23 protein-coding genes are annotated in these 25,939 nt (G+C 52.2%); 12 read left to right on the forward strand and 11 right to left on the reverse strand.

The genetic code is table 11. The features are described 5' to 3' along the window. Window positions 1-323 precede the first annotated feature (323 nt). Window positions 324-1,793: a lysine-specific permease gene (gene lysP / locus ACLJTG_RS05580; RefSeq protein ID WP_000535000.1), complete on the reverse strand. Its 1,470-nt coding sequence runs from the start codon at window positions 1,791-1,793 to the stop codon at window positions 324-326. A 189-nt stretch (window positions 1,794-1,982) separates the two neighbouring features. Beyond that, window positions 1,983-2,846, reverse strand: coding sequence for a DNA-binding transcriptional regulator YeiE (gene yieE, locus ACLJTG_RS05585; protein ID WP_000548316.1), 864 nt, complete (start codon window positions 2,844-2,846; stop codon window positions 1,983-1,985). A gap of 120 nt (window positions 2,847-2,966) precedes the next feature. Between yieE and ACLJTG_RS05590 the strand changes: the two genes are divergently transcribed. Both ACLJTG_RS05590 and nfo read left to right on the forward strand, forming a co-directional pair. Continuing rightward, window positions 2,967-4,016 (forward strand): YeiH family protein, encoded by a 1,050-nt coding sequence (locus ACLJTG_RS05590; protein ID WP_000137966.1) that lies wholly within the window; start codon window positions 2,967-2,969, stop codon window positions 4,014-4,016. A 78-nt stretch (window positions 4,017-4,094) separates the two neighbouring features. Continuing rightward, on the forward strand, window positions 4,095-4,952 hold the full coding sequence (gene nfo, locus ACLJTG_RS05595; RefSeq protein WP_000873909.1) for a deoxyribonuclease IV: 858 nt from the start codon (window positions 4,095-4,097) through the stop codon (window positions 4,950-4,952). A gap of 64 nt (window positions 4,953-5,016) precedes the next feature. Here nfo and fruA read toward each other — a convergent pair whose 3' ends face one another. The 3 genes from fruA to fruB are packed head-to-tail and all read right to left on the reverse strand — an operon-like array spanning window position 5,017 to window position 8,790. After that, window positions 5,017-6,705 carry a PTS fructose transporter subunit IIBC gene (gene fruA / locus ACLJTG_RS05600; protein ID WP_023217963.1) on the reverse strand — a complete coding sequence of 563 codons (1,689 nt, stop codon included), beginning with the start codon at window positions 6,703-6,705 and terminating at the stop codon, window positions 5,017-5,019. Between the two features lie 16 nt (window positions 6,706-6,721). Then, entirely contained in the window at window positions 6,722-7,660 is a 939-nt protein-coding gene (gene fruK / locus ACLJTG_RS05605) for a 1-phosphofructokinase (RefSeq protein WP_000091249.1), read from the reverse strand. Further along, window positions 7,660-8,790 carry a fused PTS fructose transporter subunit IIA/HPr protein gene (fruB, locus tag ACLJTG_RS05610; protein ID WP_000487287.1) on the reverse strand — a complete coding sequence of 377 codons (1,131 nt, stop codon included), beginning with the start codon at window positions 8,788-8,790 and terminating at the stop codon, window positions 7,660-7,662. The genes fruK and fruB overlap by 1 nt, the downstream gene beginning before the upstream one ends. 368 nt (window positions 8,791-9,158) lie before the next feature. Between fruB and setB the strand changes: the two genes are divergently transcribed. Continuing rightward, the gene (gene setB, locus ACLJTG_RS05615; RefSeq protein ID WP_000551934.1) at window positions 9,159-10,340 is read left to right on the forward strand and encodes a sugar efflux transporter SetB; all 1,182 of its coding nucleotides are present in this window, start codon (window positions 9,159-9,161) and stop codon (window positions 10,338-10,340) included. A gap of 64 nt (window positions 10,341-10,404) precedes the next feature. On the opposite strand, the gene ACLJTG_RS05620 is transcribed toward setB, so the two are convergent. The 3 genes from ACLJTG_RS05620 to ACLJTG_RS05630 all read right to left on the reverse strand — a co-directional run bounded on the left by ACLJTG_RS05620 (window position 10,405) and on the right by ACLJTG_RS05630 (window position 11,863). After that, window positions 10,405-11,070 (reverse strand): GNVR domain-containing protein, encoded by a 666-nt coding sequence (locus ACLJTG_RS05620; RefSeq protein WP_001213889.1) that lies wholly within the window; start codon window positions 11,068-11,070, stop codon window positions 10,405-10,407. A gap of 1 nt (window position 11,071) precedes the next feature. Beyond that, window positions 11,072-11,194: a membrane protein gene (locus tag ACLJTG_RS05625; RefSeq protein ID WP_001519564.1), complete on the reverse strand. Its 123-nt coding sequence runs from the start codon at window positions 11,192-11,194 to the stop codon at window positions 11,072-11,074. Between the two features lie 414 nt (window positions 11,195-11,608). Continuing rightward, on the reverse strand, window positions 11,609-11,863 hold the full coding sequence (locus ACLJTG_RS05630; protein WP_001523448.1) for a YkgJ family cysteine cluster protein: 255 nt from the start codon (window positions 11,861-11,863) through the stop codon (window positions 11,609-11,611). 323 nt (window positions 11,864-12,186) lie between these two features. Here ACLJTG_RS05630 and yeiP point away from each other — a divergent pair, with 323 nt between their 5' ends. The 9 genes from yeiP to yejF all read left to right on the forward strand — a co-directional run bounded on the left by yeiP (window position 12,187) and on the right by yejF (window position 23,207). After that, window positions 12,187-12,759: an elongation factor P-like protein YeiP gene (gene yeiP, locus ACLJTG_RS05635; protein WP_001136822.1), complete on the forward strand. Its 573-nt coding sequence runs from the start codon at window positions 12,187-12,189 to the stop codon at window positions 12,757-12,759. 212 nt (window positions 12,760-12,971) lie between these two features. Then, a complete protein-coding gene (locus ACLJTG_RS05640) occupies window positions 12,972-13,958 on the forward strand; it encodes a CobW family GTP-binding protein (protein ID WP_000169350.1) in 987 nt (328 codons plus the stop codon). Window positions 13,959-13,987: 29 nt separating this feature from the next. Next, complete coding sequence (locus ACLJTG_RS05645; RefSeq protein ID WP_001749128.1) at window positions 13,988-14,707, forward strand: phosphatase PAP2 family protein; 720 nt, start codon at window positions 13,988-13,990, stop codon at window positions 14,705-14,707. A gap of 413 nt (window positions 14,708-15,120) precedes the next feature. Then, entirely contained in the window at window positions 15,121-15,693 is a 573-nt protein-coding gene (gene mepS, locus ACLJTG_RS05650; protein ID WP_000241015.1) for a bifunctional murein DD-endopeptidase/murein LD-carboxypeptidase, read from the forward strand. 325 nt (window positions 15,694-16,018) lie between these two features. Continuing rightward, window positions 16,019-17,575: a cyclic di-GMP phosphodiesterase gene (locus ACLJTG_RS05655; protein ID WP_000957751.1), complete on the forward strand. Its 1,557-nt coding sequence runs from the start codon at window positions 16,019-16,021 to the stop codon at window positions 17,573-17,575. Window positions 17,576-17,681: 106 nt separating this feature from the next. Beyond that, complete coding sequence (locus tag ACLJTG_RS05660; protein WP_198898275.1) at window positions 17,682-19,487, forward strand: ABC transporter substrate-binding protein; 1,806 nt, start codon at window positions 17,682-17,684, stop codon at window positions 19,485-19,487. A gap of 9 nt (window positions 19,488-19,496) precedes the next feature. Continuing rightward, window positions 19,497-20,591 (forward strand): microcin C ABC transporter permease YejB, encoded by a 1,095-nt coding sequence (locus ACLJTG_RS05665; RefSeq protein WP_000501623.1) that lies wholly within the window; start codon window positions 19,497-19,499, stop codon window positions 20,589-20,591. Beyond that, on the forward strand, window positions 20,591-21,616 hold the full coding sequence (locus ACLJTG_RS05670; protein ID WP_001137761.1) for an ABC transporter permease: 1,026 nt from the start codon (window positions 20,591-20,593) through the stop codon (window positions 21,614-21,616). The genes ACLJTG_RS05665 and ACLJTG_RS05670 overlap by 1 nt, the downstream gene beginning before the upstream one ends. 1 nt (window position 21,617) lies before the next feature. Beyond that, window positions 21,618-23,207: a microcin C ABC transporter ATP-binding protein YejF gene (gene yejF / locus ACLJTG_RS05675; RefSeq protein ID WP_198898276.1), complete on the forward strand. Its 1,590-nt coding sequence runs from the start codon at window positions 21,618-21,620 to the stop codon at window positions 23,205-23,207. 3 nt (window positions 23,208-23,210) lie between these two features. On the opposite strand, the gene ACLJTG_RS05680 is transcribed toward yejF, so the two are convergent. The 3 genes from ACLJTG_RS05680 to rsuA all read right to left on the reverse strand — a co-directional run bounded on the left by ACLJTG_RS05680 (window position 23,211) and on the right by rsuA (window position 25,859). Then, window positions 23,211-23,555 carry a YejG family protein gene (locus ACLJTG_RS05680; protein WP_001094639.1) on the reverse strand — a complete coding sequence of 115 codons (345 nt, stop codon included), beginning with the start codon at window positions 23,553-23,555 and terminating at the stop codon, window positions 23,211-23,213. A gap of 390 nt (window positions 23,556-23,945) precedes the next feature. Continuing rightward, a complete protein-coding gene (locus tag ACLJTG_RS05685; RefSeq protein WP_000213349.1) occupies window positions 23,946-25,136 on the reverse strand; it encodes a Bcr/CflA family multidrug efflux MFS transporter in 1,191 nt (396 codons plus the stop codon). Window positions 25,137-25,163: 27 nt separating this feature from the next. Further along, window positions 25,164-25,859 (reverse strand): 16S rRNA pseudouridine(516) synthase RsuA, encoded by a 696-nt coding sequence (gene rsuA / locus ACLJTG_RS05690; protein ID WP_001234835.1) that lies wholly within the window; start codon window positions 25,857-25,859, stop codon window positions 25,164-25,166. Window positions 25,860-25,939: the final 80 nt, after the last annotated feature.

A 25,939-nucleotide genomic window follows, 5' to 3' on the forward strand; every position in this document is an offset into this window, starting at 1 on the left:
ACGACAAAAAAATCGGTTATCGCTCACAACGCATTACGTTTCGCCTGCGATAACGGTTATCACGGCGAACTCTTTTTATGCAGGCGAGTCGGGCTCATGAGTGACGGTCGCGCCCGAATCTTCATCCTTTCTGATTTCGAGCGTAACGATAAAGCAAACGATAATAATTATCAATTTAATTGTTAATAATTATGTCATTTGAACCAATCATGAAGAAAAAACAAAAAACCCTCTCGAATGAGAGGGTTAGAAGAGTCAGATTCAGGCAGTCAGTGCCGGATAGCGGCATAAAAGCCTATCCGGCCTACGACGAGAATACCGCGTTACTTTTTAACGCGTTCCGGGAAGTGCATTTCGCTATAGCGCACGAAATGCGTACCTTTTATCAGCTTGTAGCCGAACCAGATAAGCAGGAACAGCGGAATACCGATATAGGTCGCCGCGACGCCGCCCCAGTCGATGGTATCTTTCAGGAACGCTTCATAGTTCTGCCCCAACGTAATAATCAGGCACAGTACAAAGGCGAAAATCGGCCCCAGCGGGAAGAACCCGGAACGGTACGGCAAATCATTCACATCATACCCTTGTAACACGTAACCGCGACGGAAGCGATAATGGCTAATGGCAATCCCCAGCCAGGCGATGAAGCCCGTCATACCGGAGGTGTTCAACAGCCACAGATAGACCGTCTGGTTGCCAAACATTGAGGTCAAAAAGCAAAGACCGGCAATCACGGTGGTGGCATAAAGCGCATTGCGCGGTACGCCGCCGCGGGACAATTTCGCAAAAATACGCGGGGCCTTACCGTCACAGGCCAGGGTGTAGAGCATACGGGTCGAGGCATACATCCCGGAGTTACCCGCAGACAGTACCGCCGTCAGGATAACCGCATTCATTATCGCCGCCGCAGACAACAAGCCCGCATGCTGGAACACTAAGGTAAACGGACTGACGCTAATGTCTTTGACGTCGTTACGCAGCAGGTTTGGATCGGTATAAGGAATGATCAGGCTGATAATCAAAATCGCGAAAACATAAAACAGCAGAATACGCCAGAACACCTGACGCACCGCGCGCGGAATATTCTTCTCCGGGTTTTCAGATTCCCCGGCGGCAATACCAATCAGCTCAGTTCCCTGGAAAGAGAAGCCCACGATCATCGCGACGCCAATCATTGCCGCAAAACCGCCAGCAAAAGGCGCATCGCCCGTCGTCCAGTTGCTCCAGCCGACCGGCTCAACACCTTTAAAGATACCGATAATCATCGCTACGCCAACGATGATGAAGATAATAACGGTCGCGACTTTAATTAACGAGAACCAGTACTCCGCTTCGCCAAAACCGCGCACGGAAATGTAGTTCAGCAAGAAAATGACGCAGAGGAATAGCGCGCTCCAGATCCAGCCCGGCGTGTCCGGGAACCACCAGCCCATCACCAATTGCGCGGCAACCAGGTCAACAGCGATAGTCACCGCCCAGTTGTACCAGTAGTTCCAGCCCAGCGCGAAACCAAAGCCTTCTTCCACATAGTTCTGACCATATGTCGCAAACGAGCCAGATACCGGCATATAGGCCGCCAGCTCGCCAAGACTGGTCATCAGGAAGTAGACCATCAAACCAATCAGAATATAAGAAAACAGCGCGCCGCCTGGCCCCGCCTGAGAAATTGTCGCACCAGATGCAACGAAAAGACCTGTCCCGATGGAGCCGCCAATGGCAATCATCGTCAGGTGACGCGCCTTTAATTCGCGACGTAGCGCGGGCGCTTCTGTGGTTTTAGTTTTGGAACCCATGTGAAAATGCTATCCATCCAAAAAATGAGGCGCGATTGTAACAGACGAAATACTATCCTTCCGACACAAATGCGCGGTTATAAGAGACCTTCATGACCGGCCACGGATTATAAGTAAAGCAGAGAATAACGTATACGTAAGCGGATACTAAAAATGGCGATGCCGCCCGGGCAGCCCTCCTCTTCACCTTTATTCACAGTAACTCAAAAAACGCTGCAACGCGTTAGAAAGATGTTTCTGCCGATGATGAACACGCCACAACGTGCGCACCAGGCGCGGTAACGGCACCGCGACTTCGCCCAGGGTTCCCGCCTGAAGTTGTTCAGCAATCACCCGGCGCGATAAACAGCTTATCCCCAGTCCATGACGCACCGCATGTTTGATCGCTTCTGAATTCCCCAACTCCATCGCCATATGAAAGCGCGGCAAATGCGACAACAGCAAATAATCGACAATTTCCCGCGTACCGGAACCGCGCTCGCGTAAAATCCATGGGGATGCCGCAAGCTGTTCCAGCGTCACCGGCCCCTGCGTCAGCGGCGAGGACGGCGCGGCAAAGACCACCAGCTCATCTTCCAGCCACGGCTCAGAGATAATCTCTGTACTGTGACACGGCCCTTCAATCAGGCCGATATCAACCCGAAAATCCAGCACCGCGTTAATCACGTCCTGGCTGTTTCCCACGCTGAGTTCCAGCGGCAAGGCCGGATAATGCTGGCGATAGCGGGCAATCATGGCGGGTAAAATGTAATTGCCGATGGTGCTACTGGCATAAACCCGTATCGCGCCGTTATCTTCACGAAATAGCTGCTCAATTTCTACCGCTTGCTCCAGCAATGCCAGCGCGCGCGGGTATAACAAGCGCCCATGTTCGTTGACCACCAGCCGTTTCCCCACCCGATCAAACAACTGTACGCCGAGCTGACCTTCCAGATCGGTGAGCGCGGCGCTAACGGCGGACTGCGATAATGACAGCATGACCGACGCCTGGGTTGTTGAACCGCTTTTCAGTACTTCAGCAAACACTTCAAGTTGTCGTAGCGTAATATGCATAGTCGTATCCCACCGATAGCGTTTCACTTACCACTTATAAAGATTAATTATAAATATATAATCAATTTTATTTTTAAACCAGATCACCGTAACCTTATTGTCCATATACAGGAGAAGGTTATGACAGAACTCACCTTGCAGAATCATCGTCGTACAATGTGGCATTTTATACCGGGGCTCGCTCTGAGCGCCGTCATTACAGGAGTCGCCCTGTGGGGCGGCGCTATCCCTGCCGTTGCAGGCGCGGGGTTCAGCGCCCTGACCCTGGCTATCCTGCTGGGTATGGTTATCGGGAATACCGTCTATCCACAAATATGGAAACAATGCGACGGCGGCGTGCTGTTTGCAAAACAACATCTGCTGCGTTTAGGGATTATCCTTTACGGCTTCCGCCTTACCTTTTCACAAATCGCCGACGTGGGCATTAGCGGCATTGTAATTGACGTATTAACGCTTTCCAGCACGTTCATGCTGGCCTGCTTCTTAGGCCAAAAAGTCTTTGGTCTGGACAGGCACACCAGCTGGCTGATTGGCGCCGGTAGCAGTATCTGCGGCGCGGCGGCGGTACTGGCGACAGAACCGGTGGTAAAAGCGGAAGCCAGTAAGGTTACTGTAGCCGTCGCGACTGTCGTTATTTTCGGCACCATCGCTATTTTCCTTTACCCGGCAATGTATCCGCTGCTGGCGCACTGGTTCAGCCCGGAAACTTACGGCATCTATATCGGCTCAACCATGCATGAAGTCGCGCAAGTGGTCGCAGCGGGTCATGCCGTTAGCCCGGATGCGGAAAATGCGGCAGTTATCGCTAAGATGCTGCGTGTCATGATGCTGGCGCCGTTCCTGATCATTCTGGCGGCGCGCGTTAAACAGCTTTCACCGGCGACCGGCGCGGAAAAAAGCAAAATTACCATTCCGTGGTTTGCTATTTTCTTCATCGTAGTGGCGATCTTCAACTCTTTTCACCTGCTGCCGAAAGCCGTGGTGGATATGCTGGTGACGCTGGACACAGTGCTGCTGGCGATGGCGATGGCGGCGTTGGGTCTGACCACTCACGTTAGCGCATTGAAAAAAGCGGGGGCGAAACCGCTGCTGATGGCGCTGGCATTATTCGCCTGGCTGATTATTGGCGGTGGCGCCATTAACGTCCTAATCCATAGCCTTATCGCATAAATTATTACGTTTCACGCCTGTTAACCCGTTATCATAGCGTTCGTAATGAACCGTTAGCGGGTTTAACAGGAGTCTTTTATGAAATACATCGGAGCGCACGTCAGCGCTGCTGGCGGTCTGGCTAACGCCCCTGCCCGCGCGGCTGAAATTGGCGCAACGGCCTTTGCGCTTTTCACAAAAAACCAGCGTCAGTGGCGTGCCGCCCCCCTTACTCCCCAGGTCATTGATGACTTTAAAATCGCCTGTGAAAAGTATCATTTCTCGGCGGCGCAAATTCTTCCCCACGATAGTTACCTGATTAATCTGGGCCATCCGGTCAGTGAAGCGCTGGAAAAATCACGCGATGCCTTTCTCGATGAAATGCAGCGCTGTGAACAACTCGGCTTAACCTTGCTTAATTTTCATCCCGGTAGCCATCTGATGCAGATTGCACAGGAGGATTGCCTGGCGCGGATCGCGGAATCCATCAATATTGCCCTCGCGCAGACCGAGGGCGTTACGGCGGTTATCGAAAATACAGCCGGTCAGGGCAGTAATCTGGGGTTTGAGTTTGAACAGTTAGCCGCCATCATCGACGGCGTGGAAGATAAGTCGCGCGTTGGCGTCTGTATCGATACCTGCCATGCCTTTGCCGCCGGATACGATCTGCGTACGCCAGAGGCGTGCGAAAAAACATTCGCCGAATTCGGGAAAATTGTCGGATTTCAGTATTTGCGCGGAATGCACCTGAACGACGCCAAAAGCGCCTTCGGTAGCCGCGTTGACCGCCATCACAGTCTGGGTGAAGGCAATATCGGCCACGATGCGTTTCGTTGGATTATGCAGGATGGGCGTTTTGACGGTATTCCGCTGATACTGGAGACCATCAATCCTGATATCTGGGCGGAAGAGATTGCGTGGTTAAAAGCCCAGCAAATTGCCGAAGCGATGGCCTGACGCTCAATGTTCTTCAGGCAATAAAAAAGGCAGAGCGCGCTCTGCCTTTTTTAGCGTGTTTCTCTTATGCCGCTTTTGCCGTGACTTCCGTCTCCGGACGTTTCAGGACGGCATAAGCCAGCCCTGCCACCAGCGTACCGGCCACAATTGCCAGCAGGTATCCCAATACCGGCGTAATTGCGCCTGGGATAAGCAGAACAAACAGACCGCCATGCGGCGCCATCAATTTTGCGCCTACCGCCATAGAAATGGCCCCGGTCAACGCGCCGCCAACGATACAGCACGGCAGTACACGCATCGGGTCGCGTGCCGCAAACGGAATAGCGCCTTCAGTGATAAAGCACAGCCCCAGCACCAACGCCGCTTTACCGCCTTCCTGCTGCGCTTTGTCGAACTTACGGCGCGCCACCATCGTCGCCAGACCCAGCGCTAACGGCGGTACCATACCTGCGGCCATGATCGCCGCCATCGGCGCGTAAGTTTGCGTACTCAGCAGACCAACACCAAACGCATACGCCGCTTTGTTCACCGGGCCACCCATGTCGGTACACATCATCCCGCCGAGAATCGCGCCCAGCAGCACCGCGTTTGCCGTCCCCATGGTTTGCAGCCAGTGGGTGAGCCCTTCCAGAATCCCGGCAACCGGTTTACCGATCAGGTAAATCATTGCCAGCCCCACCACCAGACTGGAAATTAACGGGATGATCAGGATTGGCTTCAGCGCTTCCATACTTTGCGGAAGTTTCAGTTTGGTACTGATAAGCTTCGCCATATACCCGGCAAGGAAGCCGGCAATGATCCCGCCGATAAAACCGGAACCGGTGCTAACCGCCAGCATACCGCCAATCAGACCTGGCGTAAGGCCTGGGCGATCCGCGATGGAGAAAGCGATATAACCCGCCAGTACCGGCACCATCAGCGCAAACGCCGAACCGCCGCCAATCTGCATCAGCGCCGCCGCCAGCGTGTCCGGCACCTTAAAGGCTTCAATACCAAAGGCGAAGGAAAGTGCAATACACAGTCCCCCGGCAACCACCATAGGCAGCATGTAAGAAACGCCCGTCAACAGATGCCGGTATGCTCCAGCGCTCTCTTTCTTCCCTTCGGTCGCCGCTTGCGATGCCTTACCCGCCGGTTGATACGGCGTTGCTTCCGCTACGGCTTTATCCAGCTCCTGCGCCGTCTTTTTCAGCGCCAGGCCGGTCGACGTGCGGTACATCGGGAGACCGGCAAACTTCGCCAGATCCACTTCGATATCCGCCGCCACAATGACTAAATCCGCTTCCGCCACCTCTTCCGGGGTGATGGCATTGCCGGCCCCCACGGAGCCGCGCGTTTCGACTTTTACCCACCAGCCGCGTTTTTTCGCTTCTGTTTCAATGGCTTCAGCCGCCATAAAAGTATGGGCGACGCCGGTCGGGCAGGCCGTTACCGCGACCACGCGTTTCGGACCGCCGCTCGCCGCAGGAGCAACCGCAGCAGGAGCGCTGTAAGGGGTCGCATGGCTTTTGGCTTCACTCAGAAACAGTTCCGGATGCGCGACGGCGCGACCAATATCCCCCAGCCAAACCTTTTTGCCGTTCAGAGCATTGTCGTTCGGCAGAGATTCGCCCAGCACGATCGCCAGCTCAGCATCATTCGGATTGTCGATAATTTCCAGATTTGCTTTATGCGCCGCCGCTCCAAGCAGGGTTTTCGCCATGTAAGCGCGAGCCTGGCCGAGATTAGCGTCAATTATCAGCAGCGTTTTCATTATGCCTCTCCTGCTGTCAGTTAAACGGTTGTAAGTCGACACGCGCCATCATTGCGGCCAACTGAGGACGATCGGTAATACCCACATTGCTCTGGCTGACCGCCAGCGCGGCAACCGCCGTCGCCAGACGCAGCGTATGTTCGCTGGACTCGCGCATCAGCAGGCCGTAAATCAATCCGCCAACCATGGAATCGCCTGCGCCGACGGTACTTACCACGTCAACTGCCGGTGGTTTAGCGATCCATTCTCCTGAGGCGTTAACCCACAGCGCGCCTTCCGCCCCCAGCGAAATCACCACATGGGCGATACCCTGTTCGCGTAACGCGTGCGCCGCATCAATCACATCTTTCATTTCCGGGAGCTTACGACCCGCCCAAATTTCCAGTTCGCGGCGATTCGGTTTCACCAGCCACGGCGCAGCTTTAAGACCGGCGACTAACGCTTCACGGCTACTATCAAAGATAATGCATGGACACTGGCTGCGCAGACGCGTCATCCAGTCGGTGAACGCTTCCGGGCTCACGCCAGCCGGTAAGCTACCGCTGACGCAGACCATATCGAACTGACCCAGCCAGCTCAGGGAGTCGTTAACAAAGCGTTCCCAGTCTGCGGGGGTCACGTCAAAGCCGGAAAAGTTGAAGTCGGTCACTTCGCCATCTTTTTCCGTCAGCTTCACGTTGATGCGGGTCCGGCCCTGAACCACCTGAAAGCGGTTAGCGATACCCAGTTCGCTGAACAATTGCTGAAAACCGTCCTGGTTATCTTTACCGAGAAAACCGCCGACGGTGACGTCGATGCCTAAGTCTTTCAGCACTTTGGCAACGTTAATGCCTTTGCCCGCCGCGTGCAGACCCGTGGTTTTCACCAGGTTCACTTCGCCGCGTTCGATTTCAGGGCAAAACCCAACCAGATCGTAAGCCGGATTAAGGGTAATGGTGGCAACACGCCTGCTCATTATGCGCCCTCCCCGAGACCGGCGGCGATCGCATCGCCAATCGCTTTCAGCGCCTGTTCAGCATCTTCACCCTGCGCGGTAAAGCGCAGACGATGGCCTTTCTTCACGCCTAACGCCACCACTTTCATCAGACTACGTCCGTTTGCCGGTTTGCCGGTTCCATCAAGGTTTGTCACGGTAATTTCACTGTTAAATTGTTTAATCGTATTCACCAGCATGGTGCCCGGACGGGCATGGAGACCATGCTCATTACGCACTACAAATTCCGCGCTCAGTACGTCATCCGTCAGCGCATCATCACTGGTCAGCAACGCCAGCAGCGTCGCGGCGTCGGCGCTCAGCAGACGATCGGCTTTATTGTTCAGCAACAGGTCGCCGAGGCGTTTTAACACGGCAATCGGCTGCTCGTCGTTCATCGCGACAGTGACCAATAAGGCTGCTTTTTCACCCTCTACGTCAAACGCCTGGGTCGCACGGCTTACCGCAACAGCGCTGCGCAAATTGCCTTCCGCGCTGTCGTTCAGCCAGATGCCTTGTCCCAGATTCATCGGACTATCGTTAATCGTTTTTGCGACGAACGCCGCATCAACCGCTCCCGCCTCTTTCAGACGCGCCGCATTTAGCGCCTGCAATGTGACCAGCGAGCTGGCGATGACATCCAGCGTCATCGTCTCGTTATCAAGTTTTAATTGTTCACTTTGCTTCTCGCCCATCAGCAATGCGCGCAGCTCTTCCGCCGTTGTCGCGGATTTCAGCTGTTCAGCCACGGAGTCATCGCTCAGCACATGCGTCAGCTGACGCAGCAGGCCAAGGTGTTCGTCCGAACTGGCGGCAATACCAATCGCCACGTAGGCGACCTGGCCTTCTCCCCAGGTAACGCCCTGCGGAAATTGAAAGACCTGGACGCCGGTTTTCAGCACCTGATCGCGCGTGTCTGTTGTGCCATGGGGAATCGCAATACCATTGCCAAGAAAGGTCGAGGTTTGCTGTTCGCGCGCCAGCATACCGTCAACATAGCCGCCCGCCACATTCCCCGCCTGCGCTAACGCGGCGGCGATTTGCCGAATGGCCTCTTCTTTATTTCCGGCCTGCTCGCCCGGATGAATGTCCTGAACCGATAACTGGAACATGTGTCTCCTCTCCTGCTGAATTGAAACGATTCAGCCACTATGAGAAAAAAAGCGCCAATCTGAGTTATCAAAAAAACCAGATCGCGCTGAAACGTTTCAAGAAGTCTGGATCTTTCTGCTTCAGCACGCAAGAAAAGTTACCGGTTTTGTAGCAATTTTTTGAGGTGAAGCACATTTTTTCTCCAACAGCCCCTCAATAGCTGACGCATAAAAGGCTTCAGCTTTTTTCTTTCAGCTTGCGTCAGCACCCCCTGGTAACAAACTGGAATGCTATTTTGATTTTTCGTGTCGATTTTGATTCAGACGCCTGTTTATTTTCTGACGGGCAGCGTAAACTCCGCCTCTCTTCACACCACTGATATAGAAACATGCACAACAGTCCCGCCGCCGCTGCGCCTAAATCGTTTGACCTGACGTCTACCGCCTTTTTGATCGTGGCTTTTCTCACCGGTATTGCCGGTGCGCTACAGACGCCGACGCTCAGTATTTTTCTGACGGATGAGGTTCACGCCCGCCCCGGCATGGTGGGATTCTTTTTTACCGGCAGCGCGGTTATCGGCATTATCGTGAGCCAGTTTCTGGCGGGTCGCTCAGATAAAAAAGGCGATCGCAAAAAACTGATCGTTTTCTGTTGCGTGCTGGGCATGTTGGCCTGCGTGTTGTTTGCCTGGAACCGCAACTACTTTATTTTGCTGTTCATCGGCGTCTTTCTCAGTAGCTTCGGCTCTACCGCCAACCCGCAGATGTTTGCGCTGGCCCGAGAACATGCCGATCGTACAGGTCGTGAAGCGGTGATGTTCAGCTCAATCCTCCGCGCCCAGGTCTCGTTGGCCTGGGTCATTGGGCCGCCGCTGGCCTATGCGCTGGCGATGGGTTTTAGCTTTACGGTGATGTATTTGAGCGCGGCGGTAGCTTTTATCGTCTGCGGCGTCATGGTGTGGTTCTTTTTACCGTCAATGCGCAAAGATGCGCCGCTGGCGACCGGCACGCTGGAAGCACCGCGTCGTAATCGCCGCGATACGCTGTTGCTGTTTGTCATCTGTACGTTAATGTGGGGAACTAACAGCCTGTATATCATTAATATGCCGCTGTTTATCATCAATGAGCTGCATCTTCCGGAAAAACTTGCAGGCGTGATGATGGGCACCGCCGCCGGGCTGGAGATTCCCACAATGCTGATTGCAGGTTACTTCGCCAAACGGCTGGGAAAACGCCTGTTAATGTGCATCGCCGTTGTCGCCGGACTGTGCTTTTATGCGGGTATGTTGCTGGCGCACGCGCCGGCAACGTTGCTCGGCTTGCAGTTGCTGAACGCGATTTACATCGGCATTCTTGGCGGGATTGGCATGCTCTATTTTCAGGATCTCATGCCAGGCCAGGCGGGTTCAGCCACCACGCTGTATACCAATACCATTCGCGTCGGCTGGATCATTGCCGGTTCGTTGGCGGGAATCGCCGCAGAAATCTGGAATTATCATGCGGTCTTCTGGTTTGCGTTAGTTATGATTGTCGCCACTATGTTCTGCCTGGCGCGTATTAAAGATGTTTAACTTGCAAGCCTGATACTTTTACTCTTCGACACATTTCAGCGCAGAGTTTATCTCTGCGCAATGTTCATGCACGGTCATTCATTGTCTTTTTCTCAATACGATATTCTGTAAGCGCCCTCCTACATAAAAGACCGGTTATTGAGAAAATTACGCCCATCAGCCCGCAAAGGACCAACACCAGCCGCATCTTATATTTTGGTGTGACAGCAACATCTATCACTTCAATGTTAGCATTATTTTTAACCGCCTCCGACAACAATGATAGCTTTGCATATGTTTCTGTTTGTAACATATTTTTATGCACACTATAACGTTTAATGTCACCATCATCGATATACCATGCTGCCATTTTATCGACACTATTTTTCAGGGTGGAAATAATATTATTGACCCTTTCTTCCCTCCCCTGCGCCTTAAAAAGAACAAGCTGTTTTTTCGCGTCAAAACTTATTTTATTTTTATAGTTCGCAGGCAAGAAACGGCTAAACTGGTTAAGGATAACCGTTGTTTTACATTGAATATCATTAGTATAGCCACATAACGCATAGGTAGCAGGCGTATCCAGATTAGGTTTGATCGTAATACTCACAACCTTTGTATCATGCTGCACGCTCACAAAAACATAGCCAATGGCGACAAAAATAAAGGTAGCGATCACGATACTTAGCCATTTTCTTATAAGGAATAAGGAAACGTCGACTAAATCAATTTCACTATTTTCTCCCCGCATTTCACATCCCTTTTAAAACGCTAATAGTCAACCCGAATACTGAAATAACAAAAAGCAACACCAGCGTAAAAATAAACGCCCTGGCTGCGAACGTATATTTCTTCATAAGATAAAACCCACACATAAGAATTCGAGTATTTTAAAGGAAAATAACAACACATTCACACTGGTTATATCGATCGGTAAATACATCAATGATAGATATAAACTATCAAATTCATGATATCGATCGTTATAAATAATTAAAATCGATCAAAATTCCTCTTTTTAATAGATAAAAACTATCATATAAATAAAATTGATCGTTTTTGTTTTATGTGACGGTTTATTCGGTACACGTTCAGGCACCAACGGGGTTGAGCGGCGACATCTACCGCTTCAGAAGCCACGAAATAAGGGAAGCATGTATTACGCTATTTAATGGTAAAAGGAGGTAATTTGATGCGCAGCTTTTGTAGACTATTTCGGGATATAACGTAAGCCCCTGCACGTTTATCAAAAACAGCTGACTTAGAGCCTATCCCATTAGGCTATTAGCTCATGGTAAGGTTTTCTGTTCGAGTTCCAGCAAATAAATAATGGCCTCTTCCCGGGTCGTTAAACACATGTCCCCTGTCGGTTGCAAACCAGAGCACACTTTTGGGCGTAAAGGCGAGCCAAAGATAAGGCACAAGTTATCTTCCGAAAGCTGCACGCATCTGGTATTCATCGGCTTGCCATTCGGCATTCCGGGTATCGGCGACGAAATTGAAGGCGCAATACAGCAAGCGCCACAACCGCTACGACAGTCCATGCTCAGCCCTCTATTTATAACCAAATGAAAGATAACAGAATTTGTCCAAAGAAAAATCCAGATTTAAAATGTAGACGTCATCATGATCAGGCCTGCCCTCAGACATTCCGAAGACAAGGCTGGAAACAGAAGGGCCAACACAGCACACTTCCCCCCTCCGGGCGACATGCCATCGCGTATTCTCGTTGAACGCGGAGCGGAAAGCGGGCGAACAGTATCACCTTTTTTGCACCAGCAAAAGTGACAATTCCACTTGCCTGGACGGCCCGGCGCGAGTAGTTTTACGCGATATTTTAGATAATCTCTACAACAGGATCTCCTCGATGCCAAGAGCGAACGAAATCAAAAAGGGTATGGTACTGAACTACAACGGCAAATTGCTGATTGTGAAAGATATCGACATTCAGTCGCCTACCGCCCGTGGCGCCGCCACACTGTATAAAATGCGTTTTTCCGATGTCCGCACCGGTCTGAAAGTGGAAGAACGTTTCAAAGGCGACGATATCGTTGATACCGTCACCCTGAGCCGTCGCGGCGTTGACTTTTCTTATGTCGATGGCAACGAATATGTGTTCATGGATAAAGAAGACTATACGCCGTATACCTTCACCAAAGATCAGATTGAAGAAGAGTTGCTGTTTATGCCTGAAGGCGGAATGCCGGATATGCAGGTTCTGACCTGGGACGGCCAACTGCTGGCGCTAGAGCTTCCGCAGACCGTGGATCTGGAAATCGTCGAAACCGCGCCGGGTATTAAAGGAGCGTCCGCCAGCGCACGTAACAAACCCGCGACATTAAGCACCGGTCTGGTGATTCAGGTTCCCGAATACCTGAGCGCAGGTGAGAAAATCCGCATTCATATCGAAGAGCGCCGTTATATGGGGCGCGCGGATTAAGTTTCACATTTTTCGGCTGCGCCCCAGGGCGCAGTCTGCCCCTTTTATTTATTGACTGTTCTGCACCAGGCAAGAGAAACGTTAAAAATTTAACATTTTCTGCTCTTAAGATGGCAGAAGCACGACTTCGTCAACTCAGCGCTTCTCTTTTTCACGTTTATTCGCCAGGATTATTAAAAGTTGTTATGTTGTATCAATATTCTGGAGCTGACGTGACCAAAACCAATCTTATTACTGGATTTCTCGGTAGCGGAAAAACCACCTCTATCCTTCATTTATTAGCTCATAAAGATCCGGCTGAAAAGTGGGCCGTCCTGGTTAATGAATTTGGTGAAGTGGGTATTGACGGCGCGCTGCTTGCCGACAGCGGCGCACTGCTAAAAGAGATCCCCGGCGGCTGCATGTGCTGCGTCAATGGATTGCCTATGCAGGTGGGGCTCAACACGCTGCTGCGCCAGGGCAAACCTGACCGGTTGCTGATTGAACCAACCGGACTGGGGCACCCAAAACAGATTCTGGATTTATTAACTGCGCCGGTTTATGAGCCGTGGATTGATTTACGCGCTACGCTCTGCATCCTTGACCCTCGCCTGCTACTGGACCAACAGAGCGTCGCCAATGAAAATTTCCGCGATCAGCTCGCCTCAGCCGATATTATCATCGCCAATAAGACCGATCGCGCCACGGCGCAGAGCGATGCCGCCCTGCAACAGTGGTGGCGACAGTACGGCGGCGATCGTCAACTGATTCATGCCGAACATGGACAGATAGACGGTAAGCTTCTGGATTTACCGCGACAAAATCTGGCGGAACTGCCGGCCAGCGCCGCGCATTCTCACACTCATGCCAGTAAAAAAGGACTCGCCGCGCTAAATCTGCCCGCCCAGCAGCGCTGGCGACGCAGCCTCAATAGCGGACAGGGTCATCAGGCCTGCGGCTGGATTTTCGATGCCGATACCGTGTTTGACACCATTGGCCTACTCGAATGGGCGCGTCTGGCGCCGGTGGGCCGGGTGAAAGGCGTTATGCGCATACAAGAGGGGCTGGTACGCATCAATCGCCAGGGCGATGACCTGCACATCGAAACACAGAGTGTCGCGCCGCCGGATAGCCGGGTTGAACTTATCTCAAACACAGAAACCGACTGGAATACGTTACAGACGGCCTTGTTGAAGCTTCGTTTAGCGACGCACGCGTAAGGTTGCCACCGTTTAAAAACTATGGCGAAATGACGATGAAAACCCGCTATTCCTTGATAATTCTGCTTAATGCCGCCGGTCTGGCGCTGTTTTTGTCATGGTATCTTCCCGTCAATCACGGTTTCTGGTTCACCATTGATTCCGGCATATTCCACTTCTTTAACCAGAAACTGGTGGAAAGCCACGCGTTCCTCTGGTGGGTCGCTATTACCAATAATCGGGCGTTTGACGGCTGTTCGCTGCTGGCGATGGGGGGACTGATGCTCAGTTTCTGGCTAAAAGAAAACGCATCGGGCCGGCGGCGCATTGTGATAATCGGATTGGTCATGCTGCTAACAGCGGTGGTGCTTAACCAACTCGGTCAGGCGCTGATCCCCGTCAAGCGCGCCAGCCCAACGCTCTCTTTTGAGCATATTTATCGCGTCAGCGAGTTGCTGCACATCCCGACAAAAGACGCGTCAAAAGACAGTTTCCCAGGCGATCACGGTATGATGCTGCTGATATTTTCCGCCTTTATGCTGCGTTATTTCGGCAAAACGGCGGGGATTATCGCCCTTATTATATTTGTGGTTTTCGCGTTTCCGCGCGTTATGATTGGCGCTCACTGGTTCACCGATATTGTGGTCGGGTCACTCACGGTTATTTTGATTGGCCTCCCCTGGTGGCTGATGACCCCGCTCAGCGACCGGGCGATAACGCTTTTTGAGAATTATCTCCCGGGCGGAAATAAACAAATTTTAAACAAATAACCTATGTAATTAACATTACCTTCAGCGATAGTTTTACATCGTTGAAGGTAATTTATGATGATATTCCCCCAGCCCATCATTTTTCGGTCATATTATTCCTCTGCAAAATGAACAGTTTGCCCGATTTTTAAACGATTTGCGCTTAATTTGACCCGTGCTGCTAGTTCACTTTTCGTATCATAAATTCTTATAAAAAATCACGCGAAATCGCTCGCAATGACAGCAACAATCGGGTAATCTCAAACTCGTTTTGCCTCGCCAGATAATTATTCTCATTGCGAATAAATTTGTGCGTTCCGCCACAGATTTGTGCACAAAGAATTGTCTCAAGCTGTGCAGGTAATTAGTCTCATCACGTTTGGCATTTTTATAACGATATTTATCGTTAAGGACTTCAAGGGAAAACAAACAACATGGTCAAATCTCAACCGATTTTGAGATATATTTTGCGCGGGATTCCTGCGATTGCAGTTGCGGTTCTGCTTTCTGCTTGTAGCACAACCACCAATACCGCAAAGAATATGCATTCTGAGACGCATGCTGTGGGCAATAGCGATAGCTCTTCACTGCAAGCCTCTCAGGATGAATTTGAAAATATGGTGCGTAACCTCGACGTTAAGTCGCGGATTATGGATCAGTATGCTGACTGGAAAGGCGTGCGTTACCGCCTGGGCGGCAGCACTAAGAAAGGCGTCGACTGTTCCAGCTTTGTACAGCGCACCTTCCGTGAACAGTTTGGTTTAGAGCTTCCGCGTTCAACCTATGAACAGCAGGAAATGGGCAAAGCGGTTTCACGCAATAACCTGCGTACGGGCGATCTGGTTCTGTTCCGCGCCGGTTCCACTGGTCGTCATGTCGGTATTTATATCGGCAATAACCAGTTTGTCCATGCGTCTACCAGTAGCGGCGTCATTATCTCCAGTATGAACGAACCGTACTGGAAAAAACGCTACAATGAAGCGCGTCGAGTTCTGAGCCGCAGTTAATCTTCATCAGGCAGCACCTCCCTTGGCTTACCTGATGAGACGACATAAAAAGCACTGCTTCAGCAGTGCTTTTGCTTATTATCCCTTCTGAACCCGTTTTACCGAATAGCGACGTGTCGCCTCTTATCCAGCCTACAACACACGAACATAGGCCTGATAAACATAGCGCCATCAGACATTCAGGTCGTTTCCGCCAACGACTACTGCGACAATATGCTTTCCTGCGCATCACAGAAAAGCATGACTATCCGGGGTAATCCAGGCTATAGTCTTATAAATCAACCAGTTTAACCGGCATCCGCCTTTTCAGGTCACACCAGGAATTATGCTTACACGCGACTCCTCTTCCGGTCGGAAAATCCTGCTTACCTGTATCATTACGGGGATAGCGGCAGCATTACTTATTGGTAGCCTGCAATTTTTCCTGTCGTGGCATAAACGGGATGTTAAATACAATACGCTCCTTTCTGATGTACAACATTACCTGGCCAGCTATTTCGCCGACCTGAAAGCCACCACCGATATTCTTCAGCCGTTGACGATCAACACCTGTCAGCAGGTTGGCGCAGAACTCACCTCAAGAGCCGCTTTTAGCCTTAATGTCCGCGCCTTCTTATTGATTAAAGATAAAAAAGTGTTCTGCTCTTCCGCCACTGGCGCCATGAATATGCCGCTTCAGCAACTGGTACCGGATATAGATATCCGCAAAGACGTTGCTATGGCGATTCTGCCCGGCACGCCAATGATGCCCAACAAACCGACAATGGTGATTTGGTATCGAAACCCATTATTAAATGACAGCGGCGTATTCACATCGCTGAATATTAACCTGACGCCCTACTTACTCTATACCACGCGCCAGGACGATTTTAACGGCATCGCGCTGATTGTCGGCAATACCGCGCTGTCGACCTTTTCTTCGCGTCTGCTGACCGTCGCGGAGCTGCCGGGCACGCCTTCACGACAGGCAACTATCAACGGCCTGCCGCTTAAAATACAGCTTTATGCCGATAGCTGGACCTACAATGACTTGTGGTATGCGTTGATGCTGGGCTGCATTAGCGGCATCGTAGCAGGGTTTATCTGTTACTTTATCTATGCCCTCCGGACGCGACCGGGCAAAGAGATTTTAACGGCGATCAAACACGAGCAGTTTTATGTGGTTTATCAGCCCGTCGTCGATACTCGTACGCTGAGCGTCACCGGGCTTGAAGTCTTACTGCGCTGGCGTCACCCTACGGCAGGCGAGATTCCGCCGGATGCCTTTATCCACTATGCCGAAGCGCAGCAACTTATCGTACCGTTAACGCAGCATCTGTTCGAGCTGATCGCCCGCGACGCGCCCACGTTACAGAAGGTGATGCCCGTCGGTGCCAAATTTGGCATTAACATCGCGCCGGAACATCTGCACAGCGACAGTTTTAAAGAGGATATGCACCGGCTCAGGGACGCCCTGCCCGCGCACCATTTTCATATCGTGCTGGAAATCACTGAACGCGATATGCTCCAGCAGTATGAAGCGGCCAAACTGTTCGAATGGCTGCATTCCGCCGGGTTTGAAATCGCTATAGATGATTTCGGTACAGGCCATAGCGCCCTGATTTATCTGGAGCGATTTACTTTAGATTATCTGAAAATCGATCGCGGCTTTATCCAGGCGATCGGCACGGAAACCGTCACGTCTCCGGTTCTGGATACCGTGCTGACGCTCTCCAGACGCCTGAATATGCTGACGGTGGCCGAGGGCGTTGAAACGCCGGAGCAGGCCCGTTGGCTACGCGATCACGGTGTTAATTACTTGCAGGGGTACTGGATTAGTCGTCCTTTACCCCTAAAAGATTTCGTGCTGTGGATGTCGGCGCCTTCTGTGCCTGAATGGTAGCCCCCTTACGGTTTTAACGGATTCACATCAGACGCAACGTCACTTATTATTCAGCGAAACGCCTGCCGGTTTGCAGCGGGCAATACGATAAGGAAACCGCCTTCAGATGATTGCGCGCGTAATGCTTCTGCTTGTCGCACTGGTTAGCGCAGGCGCCCAGGCCCAGGAAATCAAAGAAAGCTACGCTTTCGCCGTACTCGGCGAACCTAAGTATGCTTTTAACTTTGATCACTTTGATTATGTGAATCCTGCTGCGCCGAAAGGCGGTCAGATGACGCTTTCCGCCATTGGTACGTTCGATAATTTCAATCGCTATTCGCTGCGCGGCAATCCCGGCGTACGTACCGAAGCCCTTTACGATACGCTTTTTACCACCTCGGATGATGAACCCGGAAGCTATTACCCGCTGATTGCCGACCATGCCCGCTATGCCGCCGACTATTCCTGGGTGGAAATCTCGATTAATCCCCGCGCTCGTTTTCACGATGGCACGCCCATTACCGCCCGCGATGTGGCCTTTACCTTTCATAAGTTTATGACCGAAGGCGTACCGCAGTTCCGTCTGGTCTATAAAGGTACTACCGTGAAGGCGATTGCGCCTTTAACCGTGCGAATTGAGCTGGCGAAGCCTGGTAAAGAAGACATGCTTAGTCTGTTTTCATTACCGATCATGCCCGAAAAATTCTGGAAAAATCACAAGCTCAGCGATCCGCTTTCAACGCCGCCCTTAGCCAGCGGGCCATACCGGATTACTCAGTGGAAAATGGGCCAGTACATTGTCTATTCACGCGTCAAAAACTACTGGGCGGCTAATCAGCCGGTCAATCGTGGACGTTTTAACCTCGACACTATCCGCTACGATTACTACCTTGATGACAATGTCGCTTTCGAGGCGTTTAAAGCGGGCGCATTTGATCTACGGCTGGAAAACGACGCTAAAAACTGGGCAACGCGCTATATCGGTAAAAATTTCGATAATCATTACATCATTAAAGAAGAACAGAAAAACGAGTCGGCGCAGGACACACGCTGGCTGGCCTTTAATATTCAGCGCCCGGTATTTAAAGACCGGCGGGTACGTGAAGCTGTCACCCTGGCCTTCGATTTTGAGTGGATGAATAAAGCGCTGTTCTATAATGCCTGGAGCCGAACCAACAGTTACTTCCAGAATACCGAGTACGCCGCCAGAAATTATCCTGACGCCGATGAGCTGGTATTACTCGCGCCGATGAAAAAAGATCTTCCTCCTGAAGTCTTCACTCAGATCTATCAGCCGCCGGTCTCTAACGGCGACGGCTACGATCGCGAAAATCTTCTTAAAGCTGACGCCTTGTTGACGCAGGCCGGATGGGTGATCAACGGACAGCAACGGGTCAATAGCGTCACCGGTAAGCCCCTGACGTTTGAACTTCTCCTTCCTGCCAGCAGTAATAGCCAGTGGGTTCTGCCCTTCCAGCATAATCTTCAGCGTCTGGGCATTACGATGACTATCCGTCAGGTTGATAATTCTCAGCTCACCAACCGGATGCGCAGCCGCGACTATGACATGATGCCGAGGCTATGGCGGGCGATGCCCTGGCCCAGCTCCGATCTACAAATCTCATGGGCGTCGGAATACATTGACTCCAGTTATAACGCTCCCGGCGTACAAAGCCCGGTCGTGGATAAACTGATCGCGCAAATTATCGCAGCGCAGGGTGATAAAGCGAAACTGGTGCCGCTGGGACGGGCGCTGGATCGCGTGCTGACCTGGAACTATTACATGCTGCCGATGTGGTATATGGCGCAAGACAGGCTCGCCTGGTGGGATAAATTCTCCCATCCGGCGATTCGCCCGGTATATACCATCGGGTTAGATACCTGGTGGTATGATGTCAACAAAGCCGCCAAACTACCGGCAGCCAGGAGGTAGTAAGAATCAATGGGCGCCTATCTTATCCGCCGTCTGTTACTGGTGATCCCCACGCTATGGGCCATTATTACCATTAACTTTTTTATCGTGCAGATCGCTCCCGGCGGCCCTGTCGATCAGGCGATTGCCGCGATTGAATTTGGCCAGGGCGGCGCGTTGCCCGGCGCCAGCGGCGAAGGCGTTCGCGCCAGTCATGCGCAAACCGGCGTCGGCAATATCAGCGACAGCCATTATCGCGGCGGCCGGGGACTCGATCCGGAGGTGATCGCGGAGATCACCCATCGCTACGGCTTCGACAAACCGCTGCATGAGCGTTATTTCAAGATGCTACGGGACTATCTCTCTTTTGACTTCGGCGACAGTCTGTTTCGCAGCGCATCCGTACTAACGCTGATCAAAGATAGCCTTCCCGTCTCCATTACCCTGGGATTATGGAGCACGCTGATTATTTATCTGGTGTCTATCCCGCTGGGGATCCGCAAAGCCGTCCATAACGGCAGTCGCTTTGATGTGTGGAGCAGCGCGTTTATCATTATTGGTTATGCGATCCCCGCCTTTCTGTTCGCTATTTTATTAATCGTCTTTTTTGCCGGCGGCAGCTACTACGATATCTTTCCGCTACGTGGCCTGGTCTCCGCCAACTTTGACACGTTACCGTGGTACCAGAAAATCACCGATTATTTGTGGCATATTACGCTACCGGTGTTGGCGACCGTCATCGGCGGTTTTGCCGCCCTGACGATGCTGACGAAAAATTCGTTTCTCGACGAGGTGCGTAAACAGTATGTCGTTACCGCTCGCGCTAAAGGCGTGAGTGAAAAAAACATTCTCTGGAAACATGTTTTTCGTAACGCCATGCTGCTGGTGATCGCCGGGTTTCCCGCCACTTTTATCAGTATGTTTTTCACCGGCTCGTTGCTAATTGAAGTCATGTTCTCGCTCAACGGCCTGGGGCTGCTGGGTTATGAAGCAACCGTTTCGCGCGACTATCCGGTGATGTTCGGCACGCTTTATATCTTTACCCTGATTGGCTTATTACTGAATATCCTGAGCGATATCAGCTATACGCTGGTCGATCCACGCATTGATTTTGAGGGACGATAATGCCGCGATTAAGCCCGGTCAATCAGGCCCGCTGGGCGCGTTTCCGCCATAATCGCCGGGGCTACTGGTCACTATGGATTTTCCTGGTAGTGTTCAGCCTGAGCTTATGCGCGGAACTGATTGCTAACGATAAGCCATTGCTGGTGCGCTATGAAGGCCAGTGGTATTTTCCGCTGGTAAAAAATTACAGCGAGCGCGATTTCGGCGGCCCGCTGGCGACAACGGCAGATTATCAGGACCCCTGGCTACAACGGCAGCTTGAGAATCGGGGCTGGGTGTTGTGGGCCCCCGTACGCTTTGGCGCCAATACCATTAATTTTGCCACCACGCAGCCTTTCCCCTCCCCGCCTTCGGCGAAAAACTGGCTGGGCACCGATGCGAATGGCGGCGACGTTTTCGCCCGCATCCTGTACGGCACCCGCATTTCTATTTTATTCGGTCTGATGTTAACGATTTGCTCCAGCGTCATGGGCGTACTGGCGGGCGCGCTACAGGGCTATTATGGCGGCAAAGTCGATTTATGGGGGCAACGTCTCATCGAAGTCTGGTCGGGGATGCCGACCCTGTTTCTGATTATTTTACTTTCCAGCGTAGTGCAGCCTAACTTCTGGTGGCTGCTGGCCATAACCGTGTTGTTTGGCTGGATGAGTCTGGTGGGCGTAGTGCGCGCCGAGTTTTTACGGACCCGCAATTTTGACTATATCCGCGCCGCGCAGGCGCTTGGCGTCAGCGATCGGGACATTATCCTGCGCCATATGTTGCCTAATGCGATGGTCGCTACTCTGACATTTTTACCGTTCATTTTATGTAGCTCCATCACCACCCTGACGTCGCTGGATTTTCTGGGATTCGGTCTGCCGCTTGGCTCCCCTTCTCTCGGCGAACTTCTTTTACAGGGGAAAAACAACTTACAGGCTCCCTGGCTGGGGATCGCCGCCTTTCTGTCTGTCGCCATTCTGCTATCGCTGCTGATTTTTATCGGCGAAGCGGTACGCGACGCCTTTGATCCTGCTAAGGCGGTATAAGATGACATCTCCATTGCTTGCGATTGAAAATTTATCGGTAGGTTTCCGTCAGCAACAGCACGTACGTCCTGTCGTTAACGCCATTTCGTTACAGGTGAACGCCGGGGAAACGCTGGCGCTGGTCGGCGAGTCCGGGTCAGGAAAAAGCGTGACGGCGCTTTCCATTCTGCGTCTTTTGCCTACCCCTCCCGCCGTCTACCTCTCCGGCGATATTCGCTTTCACGGCGAATCATTGCTTCATGCCAGCGAGCAGACGCTACGCGGCGTGCGCGGCAATAAAATCGCCATGATTTTTCAGGAACCGATGGTTTCACTTAACCCGCTGCATACGCTGGAAAAACAGCTCTATGAAGTGCTGTCGCTCCATCGGGGAATGCGTCGGGAGGCGGCAAGGGCGGAGATGATCGGTTGTCTGGATCGGGTCGGTATCCGCCAGGCGAGCCAGCGTCTGCGCGATTACCCTCATCAGCTTTCTGGCGGCGAACGCCAGCGCGTCATGATCGCCATGGCGCTGTTAACACGGCCGGAATTACTGATCGCCGATGAGCCGACCACCGCCCTCGACGTCTCCGTACAGGCGCAGATTTTATCTCTACTGCGGGAACTCCAGCGCGAGCTCAATATGGGATTGCTGTTTATCACCCATAACCTCAGCATTGTAAAAAAACTGGCGGATTCAGTGGCGGTAATGCAACACGGCAAGTGCGTAGAGAACCAACGCGCCGACACGCTGCTCTCCGCGCCGACCCATCCATACACGCAAAAACTACTCAACAGCGAACCCACAGGCGATCCGGTTCCGCTCCCCGCCGGGCAGACGCCGTTGCTGGAAGTAGACAGGCTGCGCGTCGCCTTCCCGATCCGCAAAGGCATTCTGAAGCGCGTCGTGGATCATAATGTGGTGGTTAACAATATCAGTTTCACCCTGCATCCAGGCGAAACGCTGGGTCTGGTCGGCGAGTCAGGATCGGGAAAAAGTACCACCGGTCTGGCGCTGTTACGGCTTATCCGCTCCGAAGGCCGCATCGTGTTTGACGGTCAATCACTGGATACGTTAAACCGCCGCCAGCTTTTACCTGTTCGCCACCGTATCCAGGTCGTATTCCAGGATCCGAACTCATCGCTAAACCCGCGTTTAAACGTGTTGCAAATTATCGAAGAAGGCCTGCGCGTCCACCAGCCTACGCTTTCAGGCGCGCAGCGCGAACAGCAGGTGAAAGCGGTCATGATGGAAGTCGGCCTGGACCCGGAAACGCGGCATCGTTACCCCGCTGAGTTTTCCGGCGGCCAGCGTCAACGTATCGCCGTCGCCAGGGCGATGATTTTAAAACCGTCGCTTATTATTCTGGATGAACCGACCTCATCGCTGGATAAAACCGTTCAGGCGCAGATTCTTGCCCTCCTGAAATCGCTCCAGCAAAAGCACCGTCTGGCCTATATCTTCATTAGCCACGATCTGCATGTAGTACGCGCGCTGTGCCATCAGGTTATCGTGCTGCGACAGGGGGAGGTGGTTGAACAGGGGCAATGCGAGCGCGTGTTTACCGCACCGCAACAAGCGTATACGCGTCAGCTACTCGCGTTAAGCTGACGCCTAAAAAGGATTATTGTTAGAAAAAGGTTCCGCTATCGCCACGCCGAAATTTTTCAGCCGACAGGTGGCGGCAAACTCATCCTGACGATTAACGAACAGGCACGGTTCCCCTTCGCACTCCAGCACGGAGCAAGGAACTTCAATATCGCTTAGCGCCTGGCTGAGCTTATGCATCACTGACCACGCGCTATCGCCTGCCGGACTCAACAGTTTAAGCGCCACCAGACTATTCTCGGTGCTCTGCCCGTTTTGCGGAATCGGTTCAACCTTTGACCCCGCAAAACCCGCCGACCAGCGATAGTTTTGCGGCAGACGGTGAACAATTGAGAGCTGTAATGTATTCACTTTCTTTCCCCGGAAGCACAATTACTTCACAATTTGCTTACATTTATATTAACACATCATTGACAACCCGTCCTTAAACAGATTGCTAACGCCCTTCTCTCCGTCAGTGGCTCTACAGCAAGCGGGAGTTAAAATAGTTTTACCGACGCGGAGATAGCGGCGGGCTATATGTACCCGTTTCTGCGATCTAACTCAACCTTTTTAACTACAATGATGTGACTTTTTACATAAATGGATTTTACATAAAATAAACATAAAGGAGGAAAATGATGAATTGGTAATTGATATACATCAACTATGAAAGCCGTTTGGCTTTGCCATCGTGTAGCGGATAGCGTCCCCCAACGCCGCCTGCGCATTCTTCGGCGCCATTGAGGGACAGCGCGCCCGTCACCGTTTTTTGGGACGGCTGGCGTAGAGATAAAACAGAATGGAACAGGCGGCGCAAAGCGCAATCGACCAAATCATCGGCCACGCACTGGTAAAGGTAGCCAGCGACAGCAACGCGCCGACGATAGCGCCAATACCAAAGCGGAAAGTGCCCGCCAACGAAGACGCCGTTCCGGCCATATGCGGAAACTCATCCAAAATGACCGCCATCGCATTGGACGAAACCATCGACACACAGCCGACAAACGCCGCAACGCCGACCACCAGCGCCCAGAATCCAATGCCCATCAGCGCGCTGAAAACCATCCACACCGCCATCGCAAACTGAATCCATAGCCCGGCCCGAAACATGTTTAGCGCCCCTACCCGTCTGACAAAACGGCTGTTGATAATCGTCATCACAAACAGAAATACGATGTTCAACGCGAAGTAGTAGCCGAAATCCTGCGGCGGAACATGATTAATTTCGATATAGACAAACGGCCCCGCGCTCAAAAAAGAGAACATACCGGCAAAACTAAACCCGCTCGCCAGCATATAGCTCAGTACGCGTTTGTGGCGAAACAACGCAGCAAAGTTACCTATTGTGGTACGAATATGAAAAGGCTGACGCCGCTCAACGGGCAGCGTCTCTTTAATCAGAGCAAAGATCATGACTGACGCCAGAATCGCCGCAATGGCCAGTATCCAGAAGATATAGTGCCAGCTTAACCATACCAACACCCAGCCGCCGACAATGGGCGCCATTAACGGCGCTATCGTAGTGACCAGCATGACAAATGACATCATGCGCGAAAACTCTTCCTTTGGATAAATATCCCGCATCAGCGCATTGATGACGACGCTTGCCGCCGCGGCCGCCAAACCGTGAAAGAAACGCATCACGATCAGTTGATCGATAGTCTGCGCCAACGCACAGGCGACCGCCGCAGCGGCAAATACCAGCGTCCCGCCCAGGATGACCGGCTTACGCCCGAGGCTATCCGCCATCGGTCCATAGATAAGCTGCCCCAGCGCAAACCCCAGAATATAGGTGCTGAGCGTCATCTGCGCGCTACCGGCAGGCACGCCGAATTGCGCAGAAATCACCGGCAGCGCTGGAAGATACATATCAATCGACAGCGGCATTAACATGGCCAACAGGCCAAGGATAAAGACAATGGCAAAGGAAGAGTGCTGCCGGGTGGTCACATCGAACTCCTGAATTTAACGAGATAGTTAGCCGACGCTGGCGATTTCTTCTTCAGTCAACGGGCGGTACTCGCCGGGAGCCAGATTCTCATCCAGCGTAATGGCGCCAATCCGTTCGCGGTGCAGTTCCACAACGTGATTGCCTACTGCGGCAAACATCCGCTTCACCTGATGATAACGGCCTTCGCTGATGGTCAGACGGACCTGCACAGGCGTTATCACCTCCAGCGTAGCGGGTTTAGTGAGATCTTTTTCATTATGCAACTGCACGCCTTTCGCAAATTGCGCTGCCGTATCGTCGGCCACCGGCGACTCCAGGGTCACCAGATAGGTTTTTTCACAGTGATGGCGCGGCGACGTAATGCGGTGCGACCACTGACCGTCATCTGTCATTAACACCAGACCGGTAGTATCGATATCCAGACGTCCTGCGGCATGCAGCTTATACGCCACCGGCTCATCCAGGAAATACAGCACCGTTGGATGATCGGGATCATCGGTTGAACAAACGTATCCCTGCGGCTTGTTAAGCATAAAATAGCGTGGCCCGTGTTGCTGCGCTAAGGGATTGCCGTCATACGCAACCGCATGTTCCGGGAGCAGTTTGAAGGCCGCATTTTTAATGATGTCGCCATCGACGGTAACGCGGTTACCACGAATTTCACGCCCGGCAATAGCGCGGCTGACGCCAAGCTGCTGAGCGATAAATTTATCAAGTCGCATGTGTGTGATTTAGCCTGTAATAATACGGAAATCGGGCATTCTACCCGAAAAAAGGGAATTGCTATCCGCTCAGTATAGCG

Source organism: Salmonella sp. SAL00672, from assembly GCF_046552175.1.
GTDB lineage: Bacteria > Pseudomonadota > Gammaproteobacteria > Enterobacterales > Enterobacteriaceae > Salmonella > Salmonella enterica.

What these genes read in the sequence shown, in the direction of transcription:
- lysP (WP_000535000.1), bottom strand. Translation starts at nt 1,793, where the DNA reads ATGGGTTCCAAAACTAAAACCACAGAAGCGCCCGCGCTACGTCGCGAA.
- yieE (WP_000548316.1), bottom strand. Translation starts at nt 2,846, where the DNA reads ATGCATATTACGCTACGACAACTTGAAGTGTTTGCTGAAGTACTGAAA.
- nfo (WP_000873909.1), top strand. Translation starts at nt 4,095, where the DNA reads ATGAAATACATCGGAGCGCACGTCAGCGCTGCTGGCGGTCTGGCTAAC.
- yejF (WP_198898276.1), top strand. Translation starts at nt 21,618, where the DNA reads ATGACATCTCCATTGCTTGCGATTGAAAATTTATCGGTAGGTTTCCGT.
- mepS (WP_000241015.1), top strand. Translation starts at nt 15,121, where the DNA reads ATGGTCAAATCTCAACCGATTTTGAGATATATTTTGCGCGGGATTCCT.
- ACLJTG_RS05665 (WP_000501623.1), top strand. Translation starts at nt 19,497, where the DNA reads ATGGGCGCCTATCTTATCCGCCGTCTGTTACTGGTGATCCCCACGCTA.
- yeiP (WP_001136822.1), top strand. Translation starts at nt 12,187, where the DNA reads ATGCCAAGAGCGAACGAAATCAAAAAGGGTATGGTACTGAACTACAAC.
- fruK (WP_000091249.1), bottom strand. Translation starts at nt 7,660, where the DNA reads ATGAGCAGGCGTGTTGCCACCATTACCCTTAATCCGGCTTACGATCTG.
- ACLJTG_RS05655 (WP_000957751.1), top strand. Translation starts at nt 16,019, where the DNA reads ATGCTTACACGCGACTCCTCTTCCGGTCGGAAAATCCTGCTTACCTGT.
- ACLJTG_RS05630 (WP_001523448.1), bottom strand. Translation starts at nt 11,863, where the DNA reads ATGGACTGTCGTAGCGGTTGTGGCGCTTGCTGTATTGCGCCTTCAATT.
- fruB (WP_000487287.1), bottom strand. Translation starts at nt 8,790, where the DNA reads ATGTTCCAGTTATCGGTTCAGGACATTCATCCGGGCGAGCAGGCCGGA.
- ACLJTG_RS05625 (WP_001519564.1), bottom strand. Translation starts at nt 11,194, where the DNA reads ATGTGTGGGTTTTATCTTATGAAGAAATATACGTTCGCAGCCAGGGCG.
- ACLJTG_RS05660 (WP_198898275.1), top strand. Translation starts at nt 17,682, where the DNA reads ATGATTGCGCGCGTAATGCTTCTGCTTGTCGCACTGGTTAGCGCAGGC.
- rsuA (WP_001234835.1), bottom strand. Translation starts at nt 25,859, where the DNA reads ATGCGACTTGATAAATTTATCGCTCAGCAGCTTGGCGTCAGCCGCGCT.
- fruA (WP_023217963.1), bottom strand. Translation starts at nt 6,705, where the DNA reads ATGAAAACGCTGCTGATAATTGACGCTAATCTCGGCCAGGCTCGCGCT.
- setB (WP_000551934.1), top strand. Translation starts at nt 9,159, where the DNA reads ATGCACAACAGTCCCGCCGCCGCTGCGCCTAAATCGTTTGACCTGACG.
- ACLJTG_RS05645 (WP_001749128.1), top strand. Translation starts at nt 13,988, where the DNA reads ATGACGATGAAAACCCGCTATTCCTTGATAATTCTGCTTAATGCCGCC.
- ACLJTG_RS05620 (WP_001213889.1), bottom strand. Translation starts at nt 11,070, where the DNA reads ATGCGGGGAGAAAATAGTGAAATTGATTTAGTCGACGTTTCCTTATTC.
- ACLJTG_RS05590 (WP_000137966.1), top strand. Translation starts at nt 2,967, where the DNA reads ATGACAGAACTCACCTTGCAGAATCATCGTCGTACAATGTGGCATTTT.
- ACLJTG_RS05670 (WP_001137761.1), top strand. Translation starts at nt 20,591, where the DNA reads ATGCCGCGATTAAGCCCGGTCAATCAGGCCCGCTGGGCGCGTTTCCGC.